General features: G+C 61.2%; 23 protein-coding genes. 12 read left to right on the top strand and 11 right to left on the bottom strand.

Annotated elements, in window-relative coordinates; all coding sequences use genetic code 11:
• The coding region (locus HH303_RS15745) for a T1SS-143 repeat domain-containing protein (RefSeq protein ID WP_227421848.1) at window positions 1–2,129 on the bottom strand (2,129 nt) is incomplete at its 3' end.
• A 515-nt stretch (window positions 2,130–2,644) separates the two neighbouring features.
• Complete coding sequence (locus HH303_RS15740; RefSeq protein WP_169626321.1) at window positions 2,645–4,525, bottom strand: TolC family outer membrane protein; 1,881 nt, start codon at window positions 4,523–4,525, stop codon at window positions 2,645–2,647.
• A 590-nt stretch (window positions 4,526–5,115) separates the two neighbouring features.
• Between HH303_RS15740 and HH303_RS15735 the strand changes: the two genes are divergently transcribed.
• The 5 genes from HH303_RS15735 to HH303_RS15715 all read left to right on the top strand — a co-directional run bounded on the left by HH303_RS15735 (window position 5,116) and on the right by HH303_RS15715 (window position 8,872).
• Window positions 5,116–5,892, top strand: a complete 777-nt coding sequence (locus HH303_RS15735; RefSeq protein WP_169626320.1) for an ABC transporter ATP-binding protein — start codon at window positions 5,116–5,118, stop codon at window positions 5,890–5,892.
• A 147-nt stretch (window positions 5,893–6,039) separates the two neighbouring features.
• Entirely contained in the window at window positions 6,040–6,828 is a 789-nt protein-coding gene (locus HH303_RS15730; RefSeq protein WP_169626319.1) for an ABC transporter substrate-binding protein, read from the top strand.
• An 88-nt stretch (window positions 6,829–6,916) separates the two neighbouring features.
• Window positions 6,917–7,609 carry an ABC transporter permease gene (locus HH303_RS15725; RefSeq protein ID WP_169626318.1) on the top strand — a complete coding sequence of 231 codons (693 nt, stop codon included), beginning with the start codon at window positions 6,917–6,919 and terminating at the stop codon, window positions 7,607–7,609.
• Window positions 7,610–7,619: 10 nt separating this feature from the next.
• Window positions 7,620–8,381 (top strand): ABC transporter permease, encoded by a 762-nt coding sequence (locus HH303_RS15720; protein WP_169626317.1) that lies wholly within the window; start codon window positions 7,620–7,622, stop codon window positions 8,379–8,381.
• Window positions 8,382–8,527: 146 nt separating this feature from the next.
• Window positions 8,528–8,872 carry a PilZ domain-containing protein gene (locus tag HH303_RS15715; RefSeq protein ID WP_169626316.1) on the top strand — a complete coding sequence of 115 codons (345 nt, stop codon included), beginning with the start codon at window positions 8,528–8,530 and terminating at the stop codon, window positions 8,870–8,872.
• A gap of 14 nt (window positions 8,873–8,886) precedes the next feature.
• On the opposite strand, the gene HH303_RS15710 is transcribed toward HH303_RS15715, so the two are convergent.
• Window positions 8,887–10,071 (bottom strand): MFS transporter, encoded by a 1,185-nt coding sequence (locus HH303_RS15710; protein ID WP_169626315.1) that lies wholly within the window; start codon window positions 10,069–10,071, stop codon window positions 8,887–8,889.
• A gap of 118 nt (window positions 10,072–10,189) precedes the next feature.
• A complete protein-coding gene (locus HH303_RS15705) occupies window positions 10,190–10,720 on the bottom strand; it encodes a hypothetical protein (protein WP_169626314.1) in 531 nt (176 codons plus the stop codon).
• A gap of 122 nt (window positions 10,721–10,842) precedes the next feature.
• On the opposite strand from HH303_RS15705, the gene HH303_RS15700 reads away from it, so the two are divergent.
• The 3 genes from HH303_RS15700 to HH303_RS15690 are packed head-to-tail and all read left to right on the top strand — an operon-like array spanning window position 10,843 to window position 13,234.
• The gene (locus HH303_RS15700) at window positions 10,843–11,661 is read left to right on the top strand and encodes an N-formylglutamate amidohydrolase (protein WP_169626313.1); all 819 of its coding nucleotides are present in this window, start codon (window positions 10,843–10,845) and stop codon (window positions 11,659–11,661) included.
• Between the two features lie 55 nt (window positions 11,662–11,716).
• Window positions 11,717–12,871: a carboxylate-amine ligase gene (locus tag HH303_RS15695; RefSeq protein WP_264465906.1), complete on the top strand. Its 1,155-nt coding sequence runs from the start codon at window positions 11,717–11,719 to the stop codon at window positions 12,869–12,871.
• A 51-nt stretch (window positions 12,872–12,922) separates the two neighbouring features.
• The gene (locus HH303_RS15690) at window positions 12,923–13,234 is read left to right on the top strand and encodes a DUF1244 domain-containing protein (protein ID WP_169626312.1); all 312 of its coding nucleotides are present in this window, start codon (window positions 12,923–12,925) and stop codon (window positions 13,232–13,234) included.
• Window positions 13,235–13,298: 64 nt separating this feature from the next.
• Here the strand turns inward: HH303_RS15690 and HH303_RS15685 are convergent, their stop codons facing one another.
• From HH303_RS15685 to HH303_RS15675, 3 genes are all read right to left on the bottom strand, one after another.
• Entirely contained in the window at window positions 13,299–14,621 is a 1,323-nt protein-coding gene (locus HH303_RS15685; protein WP_169626311.1) for an MFS transporter, read from the bottom strand.
• A 98-nt stretch (window positions 14,622–14,719) separates the two neighbouring features.
• Window positions 14,720–16,165, bottom strand: coding sequence for an aldehyde dehydrogenase family protein (locus HH303_RS15680; protein WP_169626310.1), 1,446 nt, complete (start codon window positions 16,163–16,165; stop codon window positions 14,720–14,722).
• A 147-nt stretch (window positions 16,166–16,312) separates the two neighbouring features.
• Window positions 16,313–16,888, bottom strand: coding sequence for a TetR/AcrR family transcriptional regulator (locus tag HH303_RS15675; RefSeq protein ID WP_169626309.1), 576 nt, complete (start codon window positions 16,886–16,888; stop codon window positions 16,313–16,315).
• 151 nt (window positions 16,889–17,039) lie between these two features.
• Here HH303_RS15675 and HH303_RS15670 point away from each other — a divergent pair, with 151 nt between their 5' ends.
• The gene (locus HH303_RS15670; protein WP_227421847.1) at window positions 17,040–19,283 is read left to right on the top strand and encodes a xanthine dehydrogenase family protein molybdopterin-binding subunit; all 2,244 of its coding nucleotides are present in this window, start codon (window positions 17,040–17,042) and stop codon (window positions 19,281–19,283) included.
• A 2-nt stretch (window positions 19,284–19,285) separates the two neighbouring features.
• On the opposite strand, the gene HH303_RS15665 is transcribed toward HH303_RS15670, so the two are convergent.
• Complete coding sequence (locus HH303_RS15665; RefSeq protein ID WP_319637427.1) at window positions 19,286–20,263, bottom strand: permease; 978 nt, start codon at window positions 20,261–20,263, stop codon at window positions 19,286–19,288.
• A gap of 110 nt (window positions 20,264–20,373) precedes the next feature.
• The gene (locus HH303_RS15660) at window positions 20,374–20,718 is read right to left on the bottom strand and encodes an ArsR/SmtB family transcription factor (protein ID WP_169626307.1); all 345 of its coding nucleotides are present in this window, start codon (window positions 20,716–20,718) and stop codon (window positions 20,374–20,376) included.
• A gap of 143 nt (window positions 20,719–20,861) precedes the next feature.
• On the opposite strand from HH303_RS15660, the gene HH303_RS15655 reads away from it, so the two are divergent.
• Genes HH303_RS15655 through HH303_RS15645 form a run of 3 tightly spaced genes read left to right on the top strand, consistent with a single transcriptional unit; the run spans window position 20,862 to window position 22,815 of the window.
• Entirely contained in the window at window positions 20,862–21,104 is a 243-nt protein-coding gene (locus HH303_RS15655) for a DUF1289 domain-containing protein (RefSeq protein ID WP_169626306.1), read from the top strand.
• 17 nt (window positions 21,105–21,121) lie between these two features.
• Window positions 21,122–21,616: a GNAT family N-acetyltransferase gene (locus HH303_RS15650; RefSeq protein WP_169626305.1), complete on the top strand. Its 495-nt coding sequence runs from the start codon at window positions 21,122–21,124 to the stop codon at window positions 21,614–21,616.
• On the top strand, window positions 21,613–22,815 hold the full coding sequence (locus tag HH303_RS15645) for a winged helix-turn-helix domain-containing protein (protein WP_169626304.1): 1,203 nt from the start codon (window positions 21,613–21,615) through the stop codon (window positions 22,813–22,815). Before HH303_RS15650 ends, HH303_RS15645 begins: the two co-directional genes overlap by 4 nt.
• Here HH303_RS15645 and HH303_RS15640 read toward each other — a convergent pair.
• Window positions 22,812–23,741: a DMT family transporter gene (locus tag HH303_RS15640; RefSeq protein WP_169626303.1), complete on the bottom strand. Its 930-nt coding sequence runs from the start codon at window positions 23,739–23,741 to the stop codon at window positions 22,812–22,814. The two genes, HH303_RS15645 and HH303_RS15640, sit on opposite strands and share 4 nt — an antisense overlap.
• Entirely contained in the window at window positions 23,738–24,568 is an 831-nt protein-coding gene (proC, locus tag HH303_RS15635) for a pyrroline-5-carboxylate reductase (protein ID WP_169626302.1), read from the bottom strand. Before proC ends, HH303_RS15640 begins: the two co-directional genes overlap by 4 nt.
• Window positions 24,569–24,598: the final 30 nt, after the last annotated feature.

Here is a 24,598-nt window from a genome sequence, read left to right as displayed (position 1 = left end):
ACACTGGTCCCCTGAGACCCGTCCGTCCCGTCCGACAAATCGTCCTCGTCTACCGTCGCAGCCAACTGCGCCGCATTCTCCGTGTGACCAACACTCGCTACCGGAATGTCGTCAACGATCGTGACGCCGATATTCTGGGAAATCAGAACGCCGTCGAGACCCGCGGCGCTGTCGCCGTCGCCATCGACAGCCGCTGCCTGAGTCGCCGCATTCGGCGTGCCGTTCAGCGTGAAGGTCAGAGTTTCGAGGTTCTGACCATCGGCGGTGTCGTGATCGAGAGTGTCTTTCAGCTCAAATGTATAAGTCCGGTCGGCGTTCAGGGTAACCGTAAACACTTCGCGACCGCCGGCTTCCGCCGTCAGGACGTTTCCGGTCTGGCTATATGTGATCGCCTCGCCGTTCGATGTCAGACCCGTCGGGCCGGAAATCGTGAAGTCGAAATCGTCGTATTGCAGGGCCGACGGCGCACCGGCAGCGGGACCGTCCGCGCCATAGTCAATGGTGACCAAATCGCCAGCCGCAATACCGGTATCGGCGGAAGCAACCAGCGAATCGGACCCGTCGGTGCCGTCGGACAAGTCGTCTTCATCCAGGACGACAGCACCGGAGGTAACGACCGCATTCGGGTCGACGGACAATTCCGGAACGTCGTCACGGATCGCAATCGAGAACCGCGCCGTCGCCTGGGACCCGTCACCGTCGGTAACGACAAGGCCCAGCAGCCCGGTGGAACCACTGACATATTCAAGCAACGCATCCGAACCGCCCGTATGATCGATCGGACGCACCAAATCGAAGGCGATGTCGTAGGTCGCGACGTTGGTCGTGGCATTGAACGATGTCTGAGACAGCGTCAGCGTGAAGACCGTACCTTCCGACGTGCTCGCCGTCAGCACCATGCCGTTAGAGGACAAGGAATAAGACAGCGCCTCTCCGTCGGATGTGACACCGGCGGAGAGCATATTCGTCGGAGTCGCGCTGCTGAATACCAGCGGCGACGTGGCTGCCGGACCATCAGCACCGAAATTGACGTTGATACCCAGCGTACCGGTCGAGAATTGCGACGCGTTGTCGAAATCCGTGCCGTTCACGGCGTCGCCATCGGCAATCGCCAAATCGTCTTCGTCCAGCGTCAGATTGCTGGGCGTCGCCAAAGGCACCGTATCCGGCTCCGGCGGCGGAGGCGGCGGAGGCGGCGGAGGCGGCGGAGGCGGCGGAGGCGGCGGGGGCGGCGGGGGCGGCGGCGGGGGCGGCGGCGGAGGGGGCGGCGGCGGTGCCGAGTTAATCGTCGGATTAACGAAGCTGCCGAGAGAAGATCCAGAATAGTCTTCCCCACTGCCATCGCCGTAGCTGGTCACCGGACCGACATTGGAGCCACCCGCAGCGGAATCGATACCCTGCAGGGCATCGGCCAGCGCGTTGATGTCGGAACCGAGGTTGAGCAGCTCTTCCCCGGACATCAGCGCCCCATCCGGCATCAGCAGGATCGGCGGGGTGTCGGAAAAGGCCGCATCGACCATCGACGAGAAAGTAATCTGACCGCCGTCTGCGAAAGTCAGGATGATGTCTTCGTCCGTCTGCAGGATTTCCTCGACATCGTCGAGGCTGAAGGTCAGTTGCAGCGGCTGGCCGGGACCGATTTCATAGAGAAGGCTTTCGCCGCCCGGCGGGCGTTCGATCGTGAGGGAGTCGCCGACGAGTTGGGAATCGTTGGAGGAGCCGAACTGGAAGATGCTGTTGACGTCTTCTTCCGTGAACTCCGACTGATTGCCGAACCCATCGAAGCCGTAGAGCGCGACGGCTTCGTCATAGGCGCCTTCAGGGGTCAGCAGGACCGGCGGATCGCCCGTGAACGCACCGGGTTCCGGCGAGTTCAGGATGACCCGGCCGCCATCGACCAAGTTCATGATGATCTGCGTGCCGTCACCGGAGATGGTAGAGCTTTCGACGTCGAAGTCGGTGCGGATCGGCTGCCCTGGCAGAACGGACATTTCCACCGTCTGCCCCGCCCCCGGTTCGGGGATGGAGATCGCGCTCGACGCTACGGGATTTTCCTCGCTGATGTAGTCGAACTGATCGTCCGCTCCATTTTCGAGACCCATCTTCGGGATTTGACCCTCAACAGCCATGGTCACTCGCCCTTTTCATCTTCGCTCTTCCAACCGGAAAACCCGGCGGATCTTTTTCGTGCACGGCATCTTGCCGATAGTGCCTCGTCGTTTCCGCCCCGCTGCCTTAGGCTTTGGAACCGTTTCGGCGAAGCATGGACGGACTTCTGGCCCGCGCGCACTTTTCCACTAGTAGAATGCTCACAGCTACGATCAGATTTCCAGAAAAACATCGCAATATTTTATTAAATTTTATATAAAATGTTATATTTTAAAACTCCGTTTATTTTCAAAGCACTAGAAACCTGAATTGCATACCCTCATAGACACCAGGCCGCGCGTGACACGCTTCAATAGCCGGGTCATACGCGCATCTTTCATGGATTTCGACCAGCGTCAGTCGCTTCGGCATGGCATGGATGTGCAATAGCACTAGCCCTAAATTAGAGCATCAGCTTTATCGCATAAACAAAACGAACCACCTTCCAAAGGTGGCATGTATTATAAGGAAATCAAAGGGGAACGGGACGTTTGCGCTATTCGAACAATCCGTAGGGAAGCGCGTTCAAATCGCGGGCTTCCACAGTCACCGCTTGCGACGGAACCGCCGTTATTTTGGGCATATTGGTAACGACGGAAGAAGATTGCAGATCATCTTCCGTAAACCGGGCTTTCCCGTCGCCCCCTGACTCAAAGGCGCCGTAATCGACTTGCGGCCCGATCATCGCCACTGTCGGCAACGACGGGCGCACTTCATTCGCCCGGACCACCGGGTCGACGACAGCGGGATCGTCGACGGGCCGTTCCGACGTCAGGTTCGGGTCCAACGGCGCCAGCGGATCAAGCGGCGCCAGAGGATCGAGAGACGGGTCCAACGGCGCATTCGGATCAAGAGACGGGCCGAGCGGCGCATTCGGATCCAACGGCGCCAACGGATCGACCGGCGTCATGGTGTTCATCTGCGGATCCAGGACCTCTCCCCCGCCGCCGGACGCACCGGTCGCACCGAAGGACTTCTCCAAATCCACATCTTCCGGGGGCAGCGGATCCAGAACGGTGCGCCCCTCCCCGATCTGCGGGACATCCAAGGCGGACATGAGAACGCCGCCCGTGGCCAAAATCCGATAGATGCTGAACAGCTCCAGGAATTCGGTTGTCACCAAGTTCCCGCGCGCAATGAACAGTTCGTTTTCCGCGTCCAGCAATTCGAGAAGGTTGCGGCCGCCGACATCGAATTGCTGGCGATAGGTTTCCCGAACGCGGTCGTTCGCTTCGACTTCACGGCGCTGGGCGGCAAGACGGTCGCGCGAACTGGTCAGCGCGTTCCAGGCCAAGCGCATTTCTTCTTCCGTCAGGCGCAGGGCCCGGTTGTGCCGCTGACGCGACTCCCCGATCCGGTGAACCAGTTCCTGCACCTTGTTGCTGTCCTGACCGCCCCGAAACAGATTGTAGTTTACCACGAGCATGGCGGACGCACTCAAGTCGGCCCCGCGCGACCCGTCTTCGTTCCGTGCGGCATTGCCCGTTACTTCCAAATTGACGGTGGGCCAGAAGGCCGCTTTCGCCGTCCGGTATTCTTGGCGTGTGGTTTCAAGATCCGCGCGGGTCACCGCGACCGTCGGGTTGTTGCGCAAGGCAAGATCGACCGCGGCTTCCGACGTTTTCGGCAGCGCCCAGGTCGGGGGGACCGGCCGCACGAGCTCCTTCGGCGATTCCCCGATAATACGAACATAGGTCGCATCTGCGTCGCGCAGCCGTGCCTCCGCCTCCGTCAGGGTCGCTTGTGCCGCGGCGAGGCGGGATTCCGCCTGCTGCACATCCGCCGTCGTAGCGGCACCGCCCGCGGCCTTGGTCTCGACCAATTCCAGCGTCGTCTCATGGCTGCGGACGTTTTCTTCGGCGATCGACACCAGTTCCCGCTGACGCAGCGATTCAAGATATGCCTCAATCGCGTCCTGGCCGATGAATTCCGACGTTTCGCGAACGCGACGGGTGGCGGAAACGACGCGGCTTTCCTGACGCGCAACGTCGGCATCCGTCGCACGACCGTCGAACAGCATCTGCGTCAGCGTCAGACTCGATTGATAGGTCGGCATGCCGAAGCTGCCCTCGCCTTCGCCGCGCGCGAACGTCGTGCCGTCCCGCGTCGCTTCATAGCCCGCCTGCCCGACATAATCCAAGGTCGGCAGATACTGGCCTTCGGACTGGATGAGTTCGTATTCGACGGCGCGCTTGTTTTCGGCGACGATCCCGACATCCGGGTTGGTCTGAAGCGCGGACCGTACCGCGTCGGCCAGAGAAATAGCATGGGCCTGCGGCGCGGCGGCGAAGACAAACACGCTTGCGAGCAAGCCGTATTTCAAGCTTCCCGCGCTCTGCTTCACCGCAACTGCCGTCGGGTTTTGTCCAAACTGCATCCCAAAACGCCTCCGAATCGGACAAAGACGAGAAACGGCGCCTTGCCCGGTACGCGGCCCCTCCCCCTAGCGTCCACACGCCAGCAGACCGCAAAAGATAGTGTCTGACACAGAATATATTATGAGAAGTGCCCCGTCCTCGCAACGAGACGAAAAAGATATTCACCCCAAATCATTGTCGAAAATGTCAAAAATTCACTTTCAGACTCGAAATTCTACTCATGTGAGTCTTGTAGAATCAAATAATCGCCCAAACAAAGGGGGCACCTGTCTTTAACACACGATTTCACCCCCTTTCGTTCTCATTTAAGCCGAATCATTGGTCGATTCGGTAGCACAGAAGATTGCGGAATGCCGACGACGGCTTCCCCATCGACGCCCCGTGCGGCGCGGCAATTGCGTGTTGTGGCACAGTCAAAAAGACTTCATACTCCGGCCCGGCGGCACGGATTTCCTGCATCGGGCGGCTCACCCGACAAAGGTGATGTTGCCCGACCCAACGACAGCGGAACCGTATCGTCATTAGTCCGGAAAGACTTCCGGCCTGGGATGCGAACTAGGGTCGAGCGAGCGCAGGGCAGCCGTACGCAATGAATATGTCTAATGCGACATTGGTCGTCGAAGATATTCACAAGAGCTTCGGCTCCGTCGAGGTTCTGAAGGGAATTTCCCTAACGGCGGAAAAAGGGGATGTCATTTCCATCCTCGGCTCCTCGGGTTCGGGGAAAAGTACCTTCCTTCGCTGTATCAATCTTTTGGAAACGCCGAATTCCGGACGCGTCACCGTGAACGGCGAAACCATCGGCATGCGCTACCCCGACGCGGGAGAGCCCATTCCGGTCGACCGAAAGCAGGTCGAACGGTTGCGCACAAAACTGGCCATGGTGTTCCAAGGCTTCAACCTTTGGTCCCATATGACCGTCCTGCAGAATGTGATCGAGGCCCCCGTCCATGTGCTGGGCGTTTCCAAGGCGGAAGCGACGGACAAGGCCTGCGCACTGCTTGATAAGGTCGGAATCCTGGACCGAAAGGATTACTATCCCGCCCATCTTTCCGGCGGCCAGCAGCAGCGCGCGGCGATCGCGCGGGCCCTGGCGATGGACCCGGACGTCATGCTGTTCGACGAACCGACATCCGCGCTGGACCCGGAATTGGTGGGGGAGGTTTTGAAAGTGATGCGCGACCTGGCGGACGAAGGGCGCACGATGCTCGTCGTGACCCACGAAATGGGATTCGCCAGGGACGTATCGAACAAGGTCATGTTCCTGCACCAAGGAAAGGTGGAGGAAGAAGGCGCGCCACAGGATATGTTCAACAATCCGACGTCGGAGCGTTTTAAAGGTTTCCTGGCGAAAACCCGCGGCTGACCGGCCGTGGCTATGTTCCGCCGGGAGGGAAGAGAGTTCGCGACGGCTCCGGATGGGGACCACGTCTTGCCGGGCGTCGCGAAGGTCTCGTGACAGGGAGTGGCGAAGGCCTCAAAGGGCCCCGCCCATGCAGAAGGAGCAGAATAAATGCGTTTCACGAAACTGGCTCAGTCCGTCATTTCGGGCGCCGTCCTGGCGGGCGCGCTCGCGATCGGTATCGGCACCGCCCAAGCCGCCGACCTGCGGATCGGCGTTGAAGGCGCCTACCCCCCGTTCTCCGAAAAGACCGCCAGCGGCGAGTTGATCGGCTTCGACATCGATATCGCCAATGCGCTGTGCGAAAAGATGGGCGTGACCTGCGAACTGGTGGAGCAGGATTGGGACGGCATCATCCCGGCGCTGCAGGCGAAGAAGTACGACGCCATCGTCGCGTCCATGTCGATCACGGAAGACCGCAAGAAGGTCGTCGACTTCACGAAGAAATACTACAACACCCCGGCCAAATTCGCGGCGAAGGACGGCATGTTCTCCGACGATTCCCCGGCCGCCATGGCCGGCAAGCGCATCGGCGTACAGCGCGGCACGATCCACGACGATTTCCTGACCTCGGTCTACAAGGATTCCGAAATCGTCCGCTACGCGACCCAGGACGAAGTCTATCTGGACATCACGGCCGGCCGTATCGACGCCATGCTGGCGGATTCGCTGGCCATAGATGAAGGCTTCCTGAAAACCGACGCCGGCAAGGGCTATTCCTTCTTCGGCGCCGACCATTCGGAAGTCGAATATTTCGGTGAGGGCGCGGGCATCGCCATTCGTAAAGGCGAGGACGAACTGCGCGAAAAGCTGAACGACGCGATCGACGCGATCCGCGCCGACGGCACCTATGACAAAATCCAGGCGAAGTATTTCGACTTCGACATCTACGGCGGCTAATCCGTCATAGAAAGGCCCCGGGACGCCGATCGGTAACCCGGGGCCTTTTTCTTTCGTCATTTTCTTTGAACCAAGGCTGACCGGCGGTATGGAAGCGATCTGGGAATACAGGGACCTTATTTTTATCAAGGGCGGGCTTCTGACAGTTGAAGTCGCCGTCTATTCCCTGATCCTGGCGACGATTTTCGGCCTTCTGGGCTCATGGGCGAAGTTGTCCAAGAACAAGGTCGCCCGCGCCGGCGCCGACGGTTACACGACGATTATTCGCGGCATCCCCGATCTGGTTCTGATGCTGTTGATCTTCTTTCAAGGCCAAATTCTTCTGAACCGGTTCGGCGAAAGCACCGGGCTTTGGACTTTCGTTGAAATCGATCCCATGACGGCCGGCGTCTTTACCATCGCCTTCATCATGGGCGCTTACTATACAGAGACCTTTCGCGGCGCCTTTCTGTCGATCCCGTCCGGCCAAATCGAAGCGGCGACCGCCTGCGGGATGAGCCGCCCACTGATCTTCCGCCGGATTATCTGGCCGCAGTTGGTGCGCTACGCCCTGCCCAGCTTCACGAATAATTGGCTGGTTCAGTTGAAGACCACCGCGCTGGTCAGCCTGATCGGACTTCAAGACATCGTCTACAACGCCAATGCGATCGGGCGGAAGCTGCGCGAACCGTTTACCTTTCTATTCGCCGCGCTGGTCTTTTTCCTTTTCCTGACGGCGGTTTCGGAAATCGCCCTAAGACTGTTGGAACGCCGCTATTCCGCCGGCATCCGGCGGGCATAAGGATCGACACATGGCCGACGCAGCCCAAATCAGCCCGATCCAGGATTTCATTGTCTCCGCGATTTTCGACTACACCGTCGTCGTCGACAATTACGAGACATTCCTGATCGGCATCTGGAACACGATCACGCTGGTGGCCCTGTCGTTGCTGTTCGGTGGGTTGCTGGCCGTACCGCTGGCGGTGTTCCGGGCTGAACGACACCCGATCTTCAGTCCGCTGATCTGGTGCTACACGTATTTATTTCGTGGCACGCCGCTGCTGATTCAAACCTTCCTGATCTATTACGGATTGGGTCAGTTCGAGGTCATCCGGGATAGTTTCGCCTGGCCGGTTCTGCGGGAGGCCTATTGGTGCGCGTTGATCGCCTTTTCCTTGAATTCGGCGGCCTATCAGACGGAAATCTTCCGCGGCGCCATCGAAGCGACCCCGTTTGGCGAGGTCGAAGCGGCAAAGGCCAGCGGCATGTCGCGCCTGACCATGATGCGCCGGATCATTCTGCCCAGCGCTTTCCGGCGCGCCCTGCCCGCCTATTCCAATGAAGTGATCTTCATGCTGCATGGATCGGTGATCGCCTCCACCGTCACGGTGGTCGATATCCTGGGCGCAGGCCGCACGGTGAACGCGAAATATTATATCTATCTGGAAGGCTTCCTGGCGGCGGCGATCCTATACCTGACCCTGGTCTTCCTAATTTCGCGGGGCTTCAAGCTTTGGGAAAAGCACTGGCACGCCCATTTGCGCCCCCGCAGCGCCGCCAGCCCGGCCGAATAATTCCCTGTTTTCCGACACTTCCCCAGAATAGTCGGAAAAAATACATAAAATGCATAGAAAATTGTATCAAGAACGCCCGCCCGGCGTTATGATTCGCGTCGGCCAGAAGGCCAGCAAAATGGTTCGTCGGTAAAGGAAGGGGTCCGATGATCTGGAAGTATGTCCGCGAGCAGAAGCCGCTGCCGGTCAACCGCCGCGCCCACGAACGGCACGAAGTGGATGCCGTTCGCGCGGAAATCGACCGCAACAACACACGGGTAATCGACATTTCCCGTATCGGGCTTCGCCTGAACCACTCACCGACATGGATGATCGAAGGACAGGGTGTGAACCTGCGCCTGATCTTCACGACGCGCTGGCAGGATATCCGCATGCCGGTCGAAGGGCGTATCCTGCGCCGCTCGTCCGACGGCACGATCGTCCTCTACCGCGCGCCGATCGAAGACTGGCCGGATTCCCTGATGAAACTGGTCAGCGCCTGCCGCCTCTAACGGTCGGCCCGGCTTTAACGACCCGTCCGATCTCGTAGGGATACCGCGCCTGACAGCAGGAACAGCAAGGCCAAGCCATAGGGCAGGCTGCGGATTCCCCATTCTTCCATCGCAAAGCCGAAGGCGAAGGGTCCCAGAGTGGCCCCGGTTCCCCACATGACCGCGAAAAGCGCGCTGCCCGCCGCCAGCTTACGGCCCTTGAACCGGTCGCCCAGCATGGTCAGCGCCAGCGTGTAGGGCGAAAAAGACAATCCGCCAAAAAGGGCCATGAAGACAAGACCCGTCCAATGGTTCAGATCGACATGCGGCATCAGCACCGCCAACCCGACCACGGCAAACATGACCAGGGACAGCAATGTCTCACGCCGCATTCGGTCGCTTAAATAGCCTAGCGGCAATTGGAACAGCAGAACCCCCAGTGCCATCGCCCCCAAAGGCACCGATCCCAGGGCTTCCGGCACCCCGACAGCCAGGGAATAGGACGGCAGCAAACCCAAGGCCACACCGTCCAAAATACCGAACAGGGCGACCACGATCATCAGAATAGCCGCCTGCTTCAAGACGATCAAAAGAACGTCTCCGTGACCTTCCAGGCTGTCCGCATCTTCCAACGGATCGCGATGGCGGAACCGCAGAACCGGCGCAAAGAAGACGAGGATGATCGCCGCAGCGAGAATAAAGGGGGCCATCCCTTCATATCCGACTAGGCTGACCACGAATGATCCAACCGCAAAACTGCCCGCCATGGCCGCCGTATAGACCGCCATGGTGCGCCCGCGATGGGTTTCGCCCGCGATCGCGTTGATCCAGGCTTCCCCCAGAGAAAACAGCGCGGTAATTGCCGCCCCTAAAAGGAAGCGCAACAGCACCCAGCCCCAATAGTGATCGATCAGCGGAAAGAGCATCAAGATCACGACGGCGGTAATCACGCCGACAGCCAGCATCGTGAAGGTCCCGAAGCGGTGAACGAGGCGGGGCATCATCAGGCCGCCGCAAAACACGCCCGCGCCACCGGCGGAGGCGTTTAGGCCGATGGCTGCCTCATCAAAACCGCGCGCTTCCAGGGCCAGCGCAATCACCGGAAAGACAAATCCGATACAGAACGAAAAGGCGCAGATCGTGCCGATCACCGCCGCCAGCTCCGCATATTGCCGGGGCGGTATCGCCGATGGCGCGACACCAACCCGATCCGAATTCATCGCTGTTTACACATTGCGTGTCCCACCCGTCACCCGTTCAAACCGCGCTTCTTCGTATAACGGGCCTGCACGCAAATCAATTGCCGCTGCAAACGTCCGGTATCGGCCCTTACCGATCCTATCGAATCAACAGCCAGATCCGCGCGACCTCATTCGCCGACGCATCCGCCAAATCCGCCGCGCGGCGCAGGCTGGCCCCATCCCGCAACAGCCCCGCGATCAACCGGAAGCGATCTTCATCCGTCGGGCGATAGCGGCTGGGCCGGTATGCCCGCGTCACACGGGGTTTCGCCGGTCCCCGGCTGGGGCGGTCCTTGTCCAGGCCACGCGCTTCCGCCTCCCGCTTCGCCTGTTCGTATCTGTAGCGTTCGGCCCGTTCCTGGGCTTCCGTCATTCGGGCGCGGCTGGCGGCCCAAGCGTCGAAATCGGACCGACGGGCGCGGCGTTCTTCGTCGGAAATCCGACCGTCATCGGTTTCCGGCATGGCTTCGCGCTTGGCTTCTTCCAGGGTCATGCCATAGATCGCGGCAAGCCGCGTCGCGGCTTCCTTCGCGGCGGCACGCTCCCCGTCGATCGTCGCGCCGTCCATGACGCCGACAATCTTGCGGAAGCGTTCTTTCTCCCTATCGTCGAATCCGCGGGCCTTCATTGCCGCTCTCGATGCTCCACTCGTGGCTCCACTCATGCCTGGAAACCCTGACTTTATCGTGAGTTCCCCCGTCAGGCCACCGAGCTTTTCAATTCCAAAACAGTCGGTATAGTGCGCGCGCTATGTCGACTATCCCCGACCATCCGACCTCCGCGCAGACACTCTTCACCCCGGCGGATCCGCCCCCGGTGGCCCTGTGCAACGAGGATGGACCGGGGCAAGGCGTCATCGTGTGCGACCATGCCTCCAACGCCGTGCCGGAACGCTTGAACGGGTTGGGGTTGCCGCCGCAAGCATTGCGCCGTCATATCGCCTATGACATCGGGGCGCGGGGCATCGCCGAAATCGTGTCCGACAGGCTTGCCATGCCCGCCGTGATCGGCGGATTTTCACGGTTGGTCATCGACCTGAACCGCCCGGAAGACGATTTCACCTGCATCCGCGAAATTTACGACGGGGCTGTCATTCCCGGAAACCGCCGCCTGTCACCCGACGCGATGGCCGCGCGGATCGAAGGCATCCTGCACCCGTATCACAATGCAGTGGAACGCCTGCTGGCGGAAAAGGAAAAGACCGTCCGACATCCGGCGGTGATTTCGATCCATAGCTGCACCGACGAATATCAGGGCCTTCACCGCCCCTGGCATATCGGGGTCCTGTCGAACCGCGACCGTCGTATGGCCGACCGCGTGCTGGAACGGTTGGCGGCCCACCGCCCGGACCTCGTCATCGGGGACAATCTGCCCTATTCCGGCATGGCCCCCTATGGCCACACGATCGAACGTCACGCCCTGCCGCAGGGCCGTCCGAATGTGCTGTTCGAGGTCCGCCAGGACCTGATCGGACATGCCGAAGGACAGCGTGAATTCGGCGACCTTCTGGCGACCGTTCTGGAGGAAGTTCTGGGCGATCCCAGCATCTTCACGCGCTTTACCGGTTGACGCCGCCCGCGACGCCCGGTCACCCTTGGGCAGAAACAACGGAAACGGCGCGCCCATGACCACGATAGACGGAGCCTCCTTCACCATCGGGATTGAGGAGGAGTATCTGCTGCTCGACCCGGCAAGCGGGGATTTGGTGGGCGACCAGGCCGTTCAGGAAGCCATCATCGACGACGTGAAATCCAGCCTGTCCGAAGATATCGGCATGGCGACGCCGGAATTCCTGAAGGCGCAGGTGGAGGTCGGAACGTCCGTCTGCACTTCCGTTCAATCCGTGCGCGACCGGCTGCGCGCCTTGCGCTTGGCGGTGGCGGAAGCGGCGGACAAGCGCGGTCTCGCGCCCATCGCGGCATCCACCCATCCGACGGCCATGTGGTCGCGACTTCAGCATACGGACAAGGAACGCTATTCCATGCTGGCCAACGACCTGCAGGAAGTCGCGCGCCGTCTGGTCATTTGCGGGATGCATGTCCATGTCGGAATCGCGGACAACGAACACCGCATCGACCTGCTGGGCCAGATCGCCTATTTCCTGCCGCATCTGCTGGTGCTGACGACGTCCTCCCCCTTCTGGCAGGGGCGCGATACGGGACTGAAAAGCTATCGCCTCGCGGTTTTCGACGAATTGCCGCGCACCGGATTGCCGGAAAGCTTCGACAGTTGGTCCCATTACGAAAAGCATATCACCGCGCTTGTCCGGGCCGGGGCAGTGGAGGACGGGTCGAAAATCTGGTGGGACATCCGCCCGCATTACAAATTCCCGACGCTGGAAATGCGGATCGCCGACATCTGCACGCGGATGGAAGACGGCATCGCGGTCGCCGCGACCTATGCCTGCCTTCTGTCGATGTTGCAGCGGTTGCGTCGGAAGAATCAGCGATGGCGCAATTATTCCAACATGCTGATCCAGGAAAACCGCTGGCGCGCGCAGCGCTACGGCAAGGATCGGGGGTTAATCGATTTCGGGATCAATAGCGAGGTCCCCTATCCGGACCTGTTGGAAGAAATTATCGATCTGGTCGCGGAAGACGCGGACCGCCTGAACTGCATGGACGAGGTTCTGCATACCCGCACAATCCTGGAACGCGGCACCAGCGCCGACAATCAAGTCCGCATTTACCGGGAGGCAAAAGCCGCCGGAAAGGACGAAACGGCGGCGTTCAAGGATGTGACGGATTGGCTCATCGCGGCGACCGTTCAGGATTTGTAATTTCAGACGCGGAACCCATTTTAGGGTCAGGCCCATGTTAGGGAGAAAAAGATGACCACCGAAATCGACGAAAAGACCACGCTGGAACTGGAAGCCGCCGCCTTCCGGAAGCTGCGCGACCATCTGCGCGCCCGCACCGACGTTCAAAATATCGATATGATGAACCTGGCCGGGTTCTGTCGGAACTGCCTGAGCCGCTGGTACGGCGAAGCGGCCGCCGAAAAGGGCATCGACCTGGACAAGGACGACGCACGGGAAATCGTCTACGGCATGCCCTATGCCGAATGGCGCGACAAATACCAGACCGACGCGACGCCGGAAAAGAAGGCCCAGTTCGACGAGGCCATCAAACAGCATATGTAGTTTCAAGCGAAACTACGCATAGAACCTAAAATAAAAGGCGCGGCGCCAAGTTTCGCGCCTTTTCCTATTCCGCATTCTGCACGTCGCGCAGGGTCAACGCGGTGCCGGCGCCCAATAGGGCAAGCACGGACAGAACGGCGATCCCCACTGAAATCCCCGCCATCATCGTCAGCCCGGACACCGCACCGACCGCGAGCAACAACACGCCGATAATGCTGTTGCTGAGCGCGACATATTCCGCCTTCTTATCCTTACCTGCCAAATCGACGATATGCGTCTTGCGCCCGATCCGGACGCCGGCATGACAAATCCCCAGCAGGAACAACAGGCCGGCATAGAACAACATGGAGCCAGTCAGGATCGGCACCATCGCGCTGGCGGAAACGCAAACCACGCCGAGAAGCCCTGCCGCCCCCGCCGCGATCGCCATCGTGTTCCGGCTGGACGTATCGGACAGCCGCCCCCAGAAACTGGAACTGGCCGCCGCCGCCAAACCGTTGGCGAGGACGAGCCACCCCAAGCCGGTCAGGCTTTGTCCGGTATTCGACTGCGCCATTGCCACGAATAACGGGCCCAGAAGAGATGTCGATATCATCAGTGTCCGTGCCGCCAGAAACAATTGAAGCTGCCTGTCGGAGCGCAATGTAGCCCATTGGCTCTGTATAACATCGCCAAGGCCCTGACCGCCTTCCGTCGCCCCCGGATGTTCGCGTAACCGCGCATAAAACGATGCCCCCAGACACCACGCCACCGCCGCGGAGACCAGCAAGGCGTAGAGCAACCAATCCGGTCGGGCGGCTTCGGGCGCGAATACCAGATAGAACCCGACAAGACTGGCGATCGCCCCGGACGCTGTCGCGGCATAACCGCTGACCCGGCCCCGGCGCGTTTTCGACACGGTTTTGCCCAGCGTATCTTTTGCCGCGATCGACGCGACGCCGCGCGAGAGACTGAACAGGGTCAACAGGGCGACAATACCCCAACCGGCCCCCGTACCGGACATTCCGGACAGGCCGATCAGCGCCATGCCGAAGATACAGAGTCCCTCCAATACGCTGGCGATGGACCAGAAATATTTCCGCACAGGATAGCGCCGCAGCAGGCTGCCGACCAATATCTGCGGCAACAGCGCCAGCGATTCCCGGATCGGCACCAGAAAGCCGATCAAGAATGCCGGACCGCCGACAGCGCCGATCAGCCAGGGAAGCACGACCTTCGCGTCCGCCAGGGCATCGCCGGTCTTGCTCAACGCCTGGGCAACCGTCTGCAGGACGAAATTCACCGGCTGGTCGTTACACTGACTGTCCGGGATATCGCGACACAGGCGGGCGTCATCCTCCCCCGTCGCCAATTGATACACTGTTTCCGAAACGGATTTATCCGACATGGCCCCCCTCATCGACGTATCGGGACAAATTACACACGAAATGAAACAGGCGCAGGACATTCCTGCCCTGCGCCTGTTTCGATCCGCGTTCGGTGGGGTTAGGCGTTCGGGTCCCAGCCCGCGACGGCCTTCACTTCCAAGAAATCCAGGATGCCCCAGTAACCGCCTTCACGGCCGTTACCCGACTGACCGTAGCCGCCGAACGGGCTGCCCGCCGCGCGCGCCGCGCCGTTCAGGATGACCATGCCGGACCGCATCTTGCGCGCGACCCGTTGGGCCCGGGCCTGATCGCCGGACTGGACATAGGATGTCAGACCATAAACCGTGTCGTTGGCGATGCGGATCGCATCCTCTTCGTCGTCGAACGGGATCATCGACAGAACCGGGCCGAAGATTTCTTCCTGCGCGATGGTCATGTCGTTGGTCACGTCGGCAAAGACCGTCGGACGAACGTAGTAGCCGCGATTGACGCCTTCCGGACGACCGACGCCACCGGCGACCAGACGGGCGCCTTCGTCGATGCCCTTCTGGATCAGACCCTGAATCTTTTCGAACTGCGCGGCACTGACGACCGGCCCGATATGGCGGCCTTCTTCCGACGGATCGCCGACCTTGGTCGCTTCGGCGGTCGCCTTGGCGATTTCCACGGCCTCTTCATAGATCGACCGTTCGACCAGCATACGGGTCGGGGCGTTGCAGGACTGACCCGAATTGTAGAACACGCCGATGGCACCCCGCTTCACGGATTTCGCCGGGTCGGAATCGGCGAAAACGATATTCCCGCCTTTGCCGCCCAGCTCCAGCGCCACGCGTTTCACCGTATCGGCCGCGGCCTTGGTGACCGCGATACCGGCACGGGTGGACCCGGTCAGGGAGACCATGTCGACATCAGGGTGGCGGCTCAACGCGTCGCCCACCGTCGGACCGTCGCCGTTCACCAGATTGAAGACACCGGCGGGAATCCCGGCCTCGTCCACGAATTCAGCGAACAGCATGGACGAAATCGGCGCGATTTCCGACGGCTTCAGCACCATGGTGCAACCGGCGGCCAGCGCTGCGCCGACCTTCAGCGCGACCTGATTCATCGGCCAGTTCCACGGCGTGATCAGGGCGGCGACGCCGATCGGCTCATGCACGATATGCTCACCCGGCGTCGCGTCATTCAGCGCGTGCTCCCAGGGAAAGTCCTTCATCGCCTCGATAAAGGCGCGCAAATGGCCGCTGCCCGCCGGGGACTGGGCATTTCCGGCCATGCTGATCGGCGCGCCCATTTCCTGGGAAATCGCCTTCGCCATTTCATCGGCGCGGCGCTCATAGACTTCGACCAGTTTGGTCAGGTAGCCCATGCGTTCTTCCGGGGTCGTGAAGCCCCAGGTTTCGAACGCCTTTTTCGCCGCGGCGACGGCACGGTCCACATCCGGCTTGGAGCCGAGGGAGATCACGGCGAAGCTTTCTTCATTCGCCGGGTTGATGACGTCCAGCGGATTTGCGACGGCCGGGGCAGTCCAGGCGCCATCGATGTAGAAGTCGGTCAGATTGGGCACGTAAGCGCTCCTTATGTTACGGAAATTGGATTTCGTCGCGCGGGACAGTATCAAATAGTCACGCCTTGAAAAGGGGCAAGGGCCGGTTTCAGAAAAGCGAAGGGTGCCACCAGATTCCAATTATATTGGAATTATCGTTCCAATATTTTACCGCAACGCGGACTCGACCGCTTCGTCGGCAATTTTCTGCAAGGCGCGGGGATCCGGATTGATCTTGCTGATGACCTGAATGCCCTGGATGGCCGCCAATAAATGCCGGGCGCGGGCCCGGATATCCGCGTTAACGGGCACGTCCCCTTCCTCCTGACCGCGCCGCAACAACCGGTCCAGGGCATTTTCCCGTTCCGCCAGGGAGCTTCGGACGCGGGCCAGGATTTCGGGATCGCTGCTGCCGAATTCGGCAACCGTGTTGGTGATCAGGCACCCGGCATATCGGCCATCGGTCGACCGCTCGATCAGCCCGCCGAACAGATTTTCCAGAACCGCGCGCACCGGTGCGGTGGTTTCCGCGGTCGCCTTGATCGAACTGTGGTCGTTGTAGCGATCGATCGCCTTCAGGAACAAATCCTTCTTGTCCCCGAAAGTTCCATACAGGCTGGCGCGATTGACGCCCGTTCCGGCCACGAGATCCTCAACGGAGGCGGCTTCGAAGCCGCGGCTCCAAAAGACCTCGACCGCCTTGTCCAAAACGGTATCCGGGTCGAACGATTTGGTACGGGCCATGGCCTCGCCTCACGGGATATTGGAATAATCGGTTCAGTTTAAAGCGATTTGCGGGTTGAAACTAGTATTTGTCGCCCCCTGCCCGTCTTGCTAAACCCGGCGGGGCCCTTCCCCCACGCCAAGCGCCGGACGTCATAGTGGAGATCAGACAATGAGCAGCCGATATGTCGGAAAACCCATCCCCCGTGTCGAAGACGCCCGTCTTCTGACCGGCAAGGGCCGTTATGTCGAAGATCTACGCGCCCCCGGCATGGCCCATTCGGTCGTTCTGCGTGCGCCTGTCGCCTATGGCCGCATCACCGAACTGGATATTGCCGACGCCCTGGAAATGCCCGGCGTGCTGGCGATTTTCACCGGACGGGACCTAGACCGGTTGGGCTGCCACCCGATGATCTGTCCCGCCGCCCATGACGGCAGCGACGGCACCCCGTTCAAAAGCCCAACCCGGGACTTGCTGGCCCGCGACGTGGTCCGCTTCGCCGGGGACCCCGTCGCCTTCATCGTCGCCGAAACGGAAGCCCAAGCCCTGGACGCGATGGAAGCCATCGTCGCGGATTATGAGGAACTGCCGGTCTGCACCGACCCGGAGCAATCCGACGATTTGGCCGTCCTCTGGGAAGAAGGCGACGCCACCGCCGTCGATGCGGCCTTTGCCGCCGCCGCGCGGACGGTTTCGATCGAACAACATACCGACCGCGTATCCGTCAGCCCGCTGGAAACCCGCTCCGCCCTGGGATTCCATCAGGACGGACGCTACGAATTGCATACGCAAAGCCAGGGCGTCCACTTCCTGCGCAAGATGGTCGCGGGTACGCTGGGCATCGCCCCCGAAAGCCTGCGCACCGTGACCGCCGATGTGGGCGGCAGTTTCGGCATCAAGATCACCAACTACCCCGAACACAGCCTCGTCCTGCTGGCCGCGCGGGAGGTCGGGCGTCCGGTACGCTGGGTGTCCAGCCGGTCGGAAGCCTTCCTGACCGACGCCTATGGCCGCGGTCAGGCGAGCCGTGCCGAAATCGCCCTGGATGCGGACGGCAAAATCCTTGCGTTGCGGGCTGAAACCGTCGGCGACATGGGCGCCTATGCCTCCGCCCTGGGCGTCAGCGTTCTCACCAAGGGCTTTACCAAGACACTGGGCCATGTCTATGACATTCCGGTTCTACATGCGCGGGTGAAAGCCGTCTATACGAATGCCGCGCCGACCGACGCTTATCGCGGCGCCGGAAAGCCGGAAGCCCAGTATCTGGTCGAACGCTTGATCGACAAGGCGTCCCGCGAAACGGGTCTGGGGCCGGTGGAATTCCGCCGCCGGAACGTGGTCCCGCCGCAGAAGATGCCCTATTCCGCCGCGAACGGATTCATTTACGATTCCGCCCATTTCGAAGCCGCGATGGACGATGGGTTGAAGGCCGCCGATTGGGACGGTTTCGCCGCCCGTCGCGCCCAGTCCGAAGCGCGAGGTTTGAAGCGCGGGATCGGTATCGGCCTTTACCTGCACCTTACCGGCGGATCGGCGGAGGAAAAGAGCGAGGTTCGTCTGGAAGAAAACGGCGATATCCTGATCCTGACCGGCGTACAGGCATCGGGTCAGGGGCATGAAACCGCCTTCGCGCAATTGGTCGCCGACAAGCTGGAAATCGATATGGATCGCATCCGCGTCGTCGAAGGCGACACCGCGCAGATCGCGACCGGCGGCGGCACCGGCGGGTCTTCGTCCCTGCCCATCGCCGGCGTGACGATCATGAAGGCGAGCGATGTCCTGTTGGACCGGCTGAAGGAACGGGCGGCGGAGCATCTGGAAACCGCCGTCGTCGATCTGGAATATGGCGAGGGCGCTTTCCGCGTCGTCGGCACGGACCGCCGGGTCAGCCTGACGGAACTGGCCGCCTTGACCCCGGCGGAAGAACGCGACGCCTTGTGCGGTTTGGCCGAAAGCGATCACGAGGTCCAAACGGTTCCGCACGGCGCCTATATCGCGGAGGTCGAGGTCGACCCGGACACCGGCTTCGTCAGTCTGGAACGTATGACCGGTGCGGATGATCTAGGCCGCCGTCTGAATCCGTTGATCGCCGAAGGCCAGATTCATGGCGGCATGGCGCAGGCGATCGGTCAGGCCCTGTTCGAACGCACGGTCTACGATCCCGAAACGGGGCAGCTTCTGAGCGGATCTTTCATGGATTACCAACTGCCCCGCGCGGCGGATTTGCCGGCTTTCGACCTACTCGCCACCGACCGGCCGACCGACATCAATATCTTGGGGATGAAGGGGGCGGGTGAAATCGCCAGTATCGGGGTGCCCGCCGCCGTCGTGAACGCCGTATCCGACGCCTTGGGACTGACCGATATCGATCAGCCCCTGACGCCGGAACGGGTTTGGGCCTATATACGCGGTTAGAGTTACGCGATCAGGCTGTATAGGAGACCGCTGGCGACGGACCCGGCGGCGGCGACCCCCAGATACAGCAGGAAGGTCGGCGTCTTCACCAGGGCCCGCACCGCCACCACGGCGGGGATGCACGTCACACCGCCCGCGACCATGAAGGCCAGTGCCGCGCCCGGTTGCAATCCGACTTCCATCAGGCCGCGGACCAACGGGATGGCGGCGTAACCGTTGAGATAGGCCGGGACACCGACCGCCGCCGCCGCGGGCACGGACCAGACACCCAGCCCCGTCACCCAGCCGGCAAGGTTTTCCATCGGCACCCAGGCCACCATCATGGCCTCCAACAGGAAGGCGATGCTGAGCCATTTCAGCAGAAACCAGCCCATCGTGCCGATTTCCGTAACGAAGGCCGTGCGGCGCGGGGCTTCCCGCCAGAACCGCCAGACCGGCTTTTCGCCCGTAACCGGCGAGGAACCGCAGCTAGTGGCCGGTTTCTTTTCGAACCGCAGGACGTCTTGCAGGTGCCCACCCTTTTGAAGGGCGATGACCGCCGCGCCGCCGACCAGACCGATCCCGATCGCCGACAGCGTTTTCGCGATGGCGATTTCCGGCCCCAGCACACCCCAGGTCAGAACCAGCATTTCCGGATCGATGATCGGGGACGCCAACCAGAACGCCATAACCGGCGCCAAGGGCACACCCGCCGCCAGCAGCGCCGCAATCAACGGCACCACCCCGCAGGAGCAGAACGGCGACAGAGCCCCGAACGCCGCGGCGGAAAAGACCGCCACCGTTTGCCGCCCGGACAAGGCGACCGCGATCAAACGATCCGCCCCGGTCGCCTTCACCGTCGCGGCGATCACGACGCTGAGCAGGATAAAGGGCCCGGTTTCAACGACACTGTTCCATGTCGCGCCCAACAGACCTGACGTTTCGTCCCATCCGACGGCGAGGACGGTCACCGCCGTCAGGATCAAGAAAGCCCAAACCACCCGATCCGTTCGAAGTGATCGGAGCCATGATACCAAATTTCCAGAAAAATCGAAATTACTGGGTAAATCGGGACTGTGATGAGCATGATCGGACATGATCGTTCTCCGTTCTATCCGGCTTTCAGTTTGTGGGCACGGTGGTCGTGATCGTGGGCACGGCGCAATGCGCTGTCCGCACAGCATTCTTCCGTCAGGAATCCCAGCACCTCGTCCATCGTCATGTAGTTCGCGACGCAGGTATGGGTCGTTCCGGCCCGTCGACGTTCGACAAGCCCGACGAGTTCCAGATGCTTCAAATGATGCGACAAGGTCGATGCCGGAACGCCGACGGCCTTTTGAATCGTGCCGACGCTTTTACCTTCCTCCCCCGCCCGCACAAGCTGACGGTAGATCTCAAGGCGCGTGGGGTTGCCGAGGGCCTCCAGACAGGCCGCTGTCGCTTCTAGTTCTTTCATGCCGCCATCCTATCAGATCGAAATCCAGCGTCAACCATATTTCTAGAATATTCGAAATATTGGCCGCCGAAACGCGAATCTTGCTTGAATTCCAGACGGGACCGGCTTAGCTGAATGAAGGCAACCTGGAGACGACAGCAATAATGGCGCAATTGCCCAACATACCCTCTCCCTGTGTGGGGATATGCCGATTGGACGGCCCGTCCAACGAATGCACGGGATGCCTGCGCACGATTGCCGAAATCCGCGAATGGGGCGGGGCAACGAATGAGCGCCGGTTCGAAATCCTGCAAGTGCTTAAACAGCGCCGGATCGCGGCGGGTCGTGTTTCCGACAGCGACCTGCGTCCCCGTCGGCGTCGGCAAAACCGCCCGGTATCCGGGTAAAGGCGGGGACGGATCGTATGCTTTCCGCCTATCGTATCGCCCCGATCCGTCCCGAAGATGTCGACGCCGTGCGCGACTTGCAGCGGGCGACCTGGGCCAGCCAATCGGCGAAGCTTCCGACGACGGAGAAGATCGACGGGCCGGGCGCGTTGACCGCCGACCCCGACGATGCCGAAACCCTGCTATCGCATCACCTGATCCTTGCCTGGACGCGGGATACGAACATCCTGCATGGCAGTGCCGGTTGGTTCAGCGATCCGAAGGATCGGAAATGCGCCTATATCCGTAAGGTGATGGTCCATCCCGATGCGGCCGGCATCCGGCTGGGGCGCGCCCTGGTCCTGCGGGTGGAAGCCCTGGCCCGGCGGAACGGCAAGACGAAATTCAGTGTCCGCGCCCATGGGCGGGCGGAACGGTTCTACCAGAACCTCGGCTACCGAACCGTCGCGCGCGACGCGGTCAATATCGGTCAGATCGAATTGACCGTCCTGACCATGGAGAAATCGGCGTGACGGCCTTCAAGACCGTCAGCGCGGAACAGGCCCGTCACTTAATCCTAGACCTTCAAGCGCTCTCCGAACCGCATCGGCGCAGCCTGGACGACGACGCCTTGACGGATTTGATCCGCCGTCTGGGATTCGTGCAGGTAGACAGCATCAATATGCTGGAACGTGCCCATCACATGATCCTGTTTTCACGGGCGACCGGCTATAAGCCGAAGCAATTGAAGCGCCTTCTGGAAAAGAAACGCCGCCTGTTCGAAAACTGGACCCATGACGCGTCGATCATTCCGGCGGATTTCTTTCCCTATTGGATGCGGCGTTTCGAAAACCGCCGGGCGCATCTGCTGGAACGCTATACCAACTGGCACGGCCCGGACTTCCACAGTGAAACCGAAACGGTCCTGTCCCATATCGAAAACAAGGGCGCTGTCCTGTCCCGCGAATTGTCGCCGGAGGAACGCAAAGGCCCTGGCGCGTGGTGGAACTGGCACCCGTCCAAGACGGCGCTGGAATATCTGTGGCGGACCGGCGATTTGGCCATCAGCGGCCGTGACGGGTTTCAGAAGGTCTATGACCTGACCCATCGGGTCATTCCCGAACCGCATCGCGCCGCCCCGATCACCCATGAAGAGTTGATCGACTGGTCCTGCCGATCGGCCTTGGCCCGCATGGGATTCGGCACACCGGGGGAAATCGCCGGATATTGGGACCACATCACCGCCGACGAGGCCAAAGCCTGGTGCGACAAACATTTGGGCACCAACGTGATGATCGTGGAGGTCGAACAGATCGAAGGCCGCCCGCGACGCCTATATGCCCTGACCGACTTGGAACAGCGCCTATCCGACGTCGGGCCGCCGCCCAATGTCCTGCGCATCCTGAACCCGTTCGACCCCGTATTGCGCGACCGCAAGCGCCTGAAAGGCTTGTTCGGTTTCGATTATACGATAGAGGTCTTCGTCCCGGCTCCGAAGCGCCGCTACGGCTATTACGTCTTCCCGATCCTTGAAGGCGATCGGATGATCGGGCGGATCGACATGAAGTCGGATCGGGCGACGGATTGCCTACAGATCACCGCCCTGTGGGCGGAACCCGGCACCTCGCTGGGCAAGGGCCGGATGGCGCGCCTGGAATCGGAATTGGACCGGCACCGCAAGTTCGGCGGCCTGTCGGATATCCGGTTCGAAGACGGGTGGCTTCGGACCTAACGGCGGATTTTCGGTACGCGGCGTTGCGCGCGCATAACCAGGGTTTCCCGATGAATGATATAAAGACCGCTGGCAATCACGATGCTTGCGCCGATCCACACCCGCGCGCCCGGAACCTCGCCCCAGATGACATAAGCAAAAACCGTCGCGAACAGGATCGACAGATATTCCAAAGGTGCCAATAGCGCGACTTCCGCATGGCGGAAGGACACGGTCATCAGAAACTGTGCCACCCCACCCATCAGCCCCACACCGATCAACAGAGCCCAATCGAGGGTGCTTGCAGGCGCAACCCATCCGTCGATCAGGACCCAGACGGCGCTGACCGTCCCGGCGCTGAGCGTGAACCAGAAGGAGATGGAGGCAGCCTGATCCGTCGCCGACAAGCGCCGGACGGTGATCATCGCCAGCGCGATGCACAAGGCCCCGCCCAGGGCGGTGATCGCCGACAGTTCGAATACGCCGCCGCCCGGATTGACGATCACCATCACGCCCCCGAAACCGACGATCACCGCGCTCCACCGCCGGATACCGACCCGTTCGCGCAGCAACGGCACGGACAGGGCCGTCATCAGAATGGGCGCGGCGAACATGATCGCGATCGCATCGGCGAGACGCATCTGGCTGAACGTCCAGAAGACCAGTCCCATCGCCGTCAAGCCGATAGCCGACCGCGCGGCATGCAGCAACGGTCGCCGTGTCTTCAGTATCTTGAAGCCGCCGGCAAAATGCACGAAGACCAGAACCGCCGGCATCGCCATGGCACACCGGAAAAACACGATCTGAGAGGTCGGATAAAAGTCGCCCAACCACTTCACCGTCGTATCCATGAAGGCGAAAACGAGGATCGACCCGATCATGGTCAGGATACCGAAACTCTGATTCAACCCTTCGGCGGCGGCGGGTTCGGGCGCGTCGGTGCTCACTCTTTCGCGCCCAACTCGCGGGACCGCCGGGTCGCTGCCGCAATGGCTTCCACCATCAGGTCCGGCAGTCCGTCGCCGTCGCGCATCAGGACTTTCAGGGCTTCCAAGGTCGTGCCGCCCGGGCTCGTCACATTCTCACGCAGAGTCGCGGGCGGTTCGTCGCTGGCCAAGGCCAATTGCCCGGCCCCGGCGACCGTCACCAGCGCCAGCCGCGCCGCTAGGTCGTCCGGCAAGCCCGCCGCGACCCCGGCTTTCGCCATCACTTCCATCAACAGAAAAGTATAAGCGGGCCCGCCGCCGCTGAGCGCCGTGACCGCATCGATCAGACTTTCATCATCGACGCTGACCGCTTCCCCCACCGCGCGCAACAGGGCTTCGGCAATCGCCGATTGCGCCGAACTGGCGTGGGCGTTGGGGCAGGCCACCGTGATGCCCTGACCGATGGCCGCAGGCGTATTCGGCATGGCACGGATGACGACGGCCTCGCGCCCCAAATGACTTTCGAAATAATCGATGGTCTTCCCCGCCGCGATCGACAGGAAGACGCAATCCGGGCCGGCGAACCGGCTGTAATCCGGCAGCAAGCCATCCATCTGCTGCGGCTTTACGGCCAGCACGACGAATTCCGGATTCAAGTCGCCCGGCAGATCCTTGCCGTCCGCGACGACGCTGACGCCGCTGCGTCCGTCGAAGGCTTTCGCGCCGGTCGGGTCGACGATCACGACGCCGCCACCGGCGATCCCGGAGGACAACCAGCCTTCCAGCATGGCGCCGCCCATTTTTCCGCAGCCAACAAGAACCAGCGGCCGTTCCAACCGTTCACTCATGACATCACCTATTTCGAATTCGATTTAACG

Source organism: Pacificispira spongiicola (assembly GCF_012926505.1).
In the GTDB taxonomy this organism is placed as follows: domain Bacteria; phylum Pseudomonadota; class Alphaproteobacteria; order UBA8366; family Aestuariispiraceae; genus Pacificispira; species Pacificispira spongiicola.
Note: the sequence above shows the minus strand (reverse complement) of the source record. Positions and strands in the feature narration are given on the sequence as shown.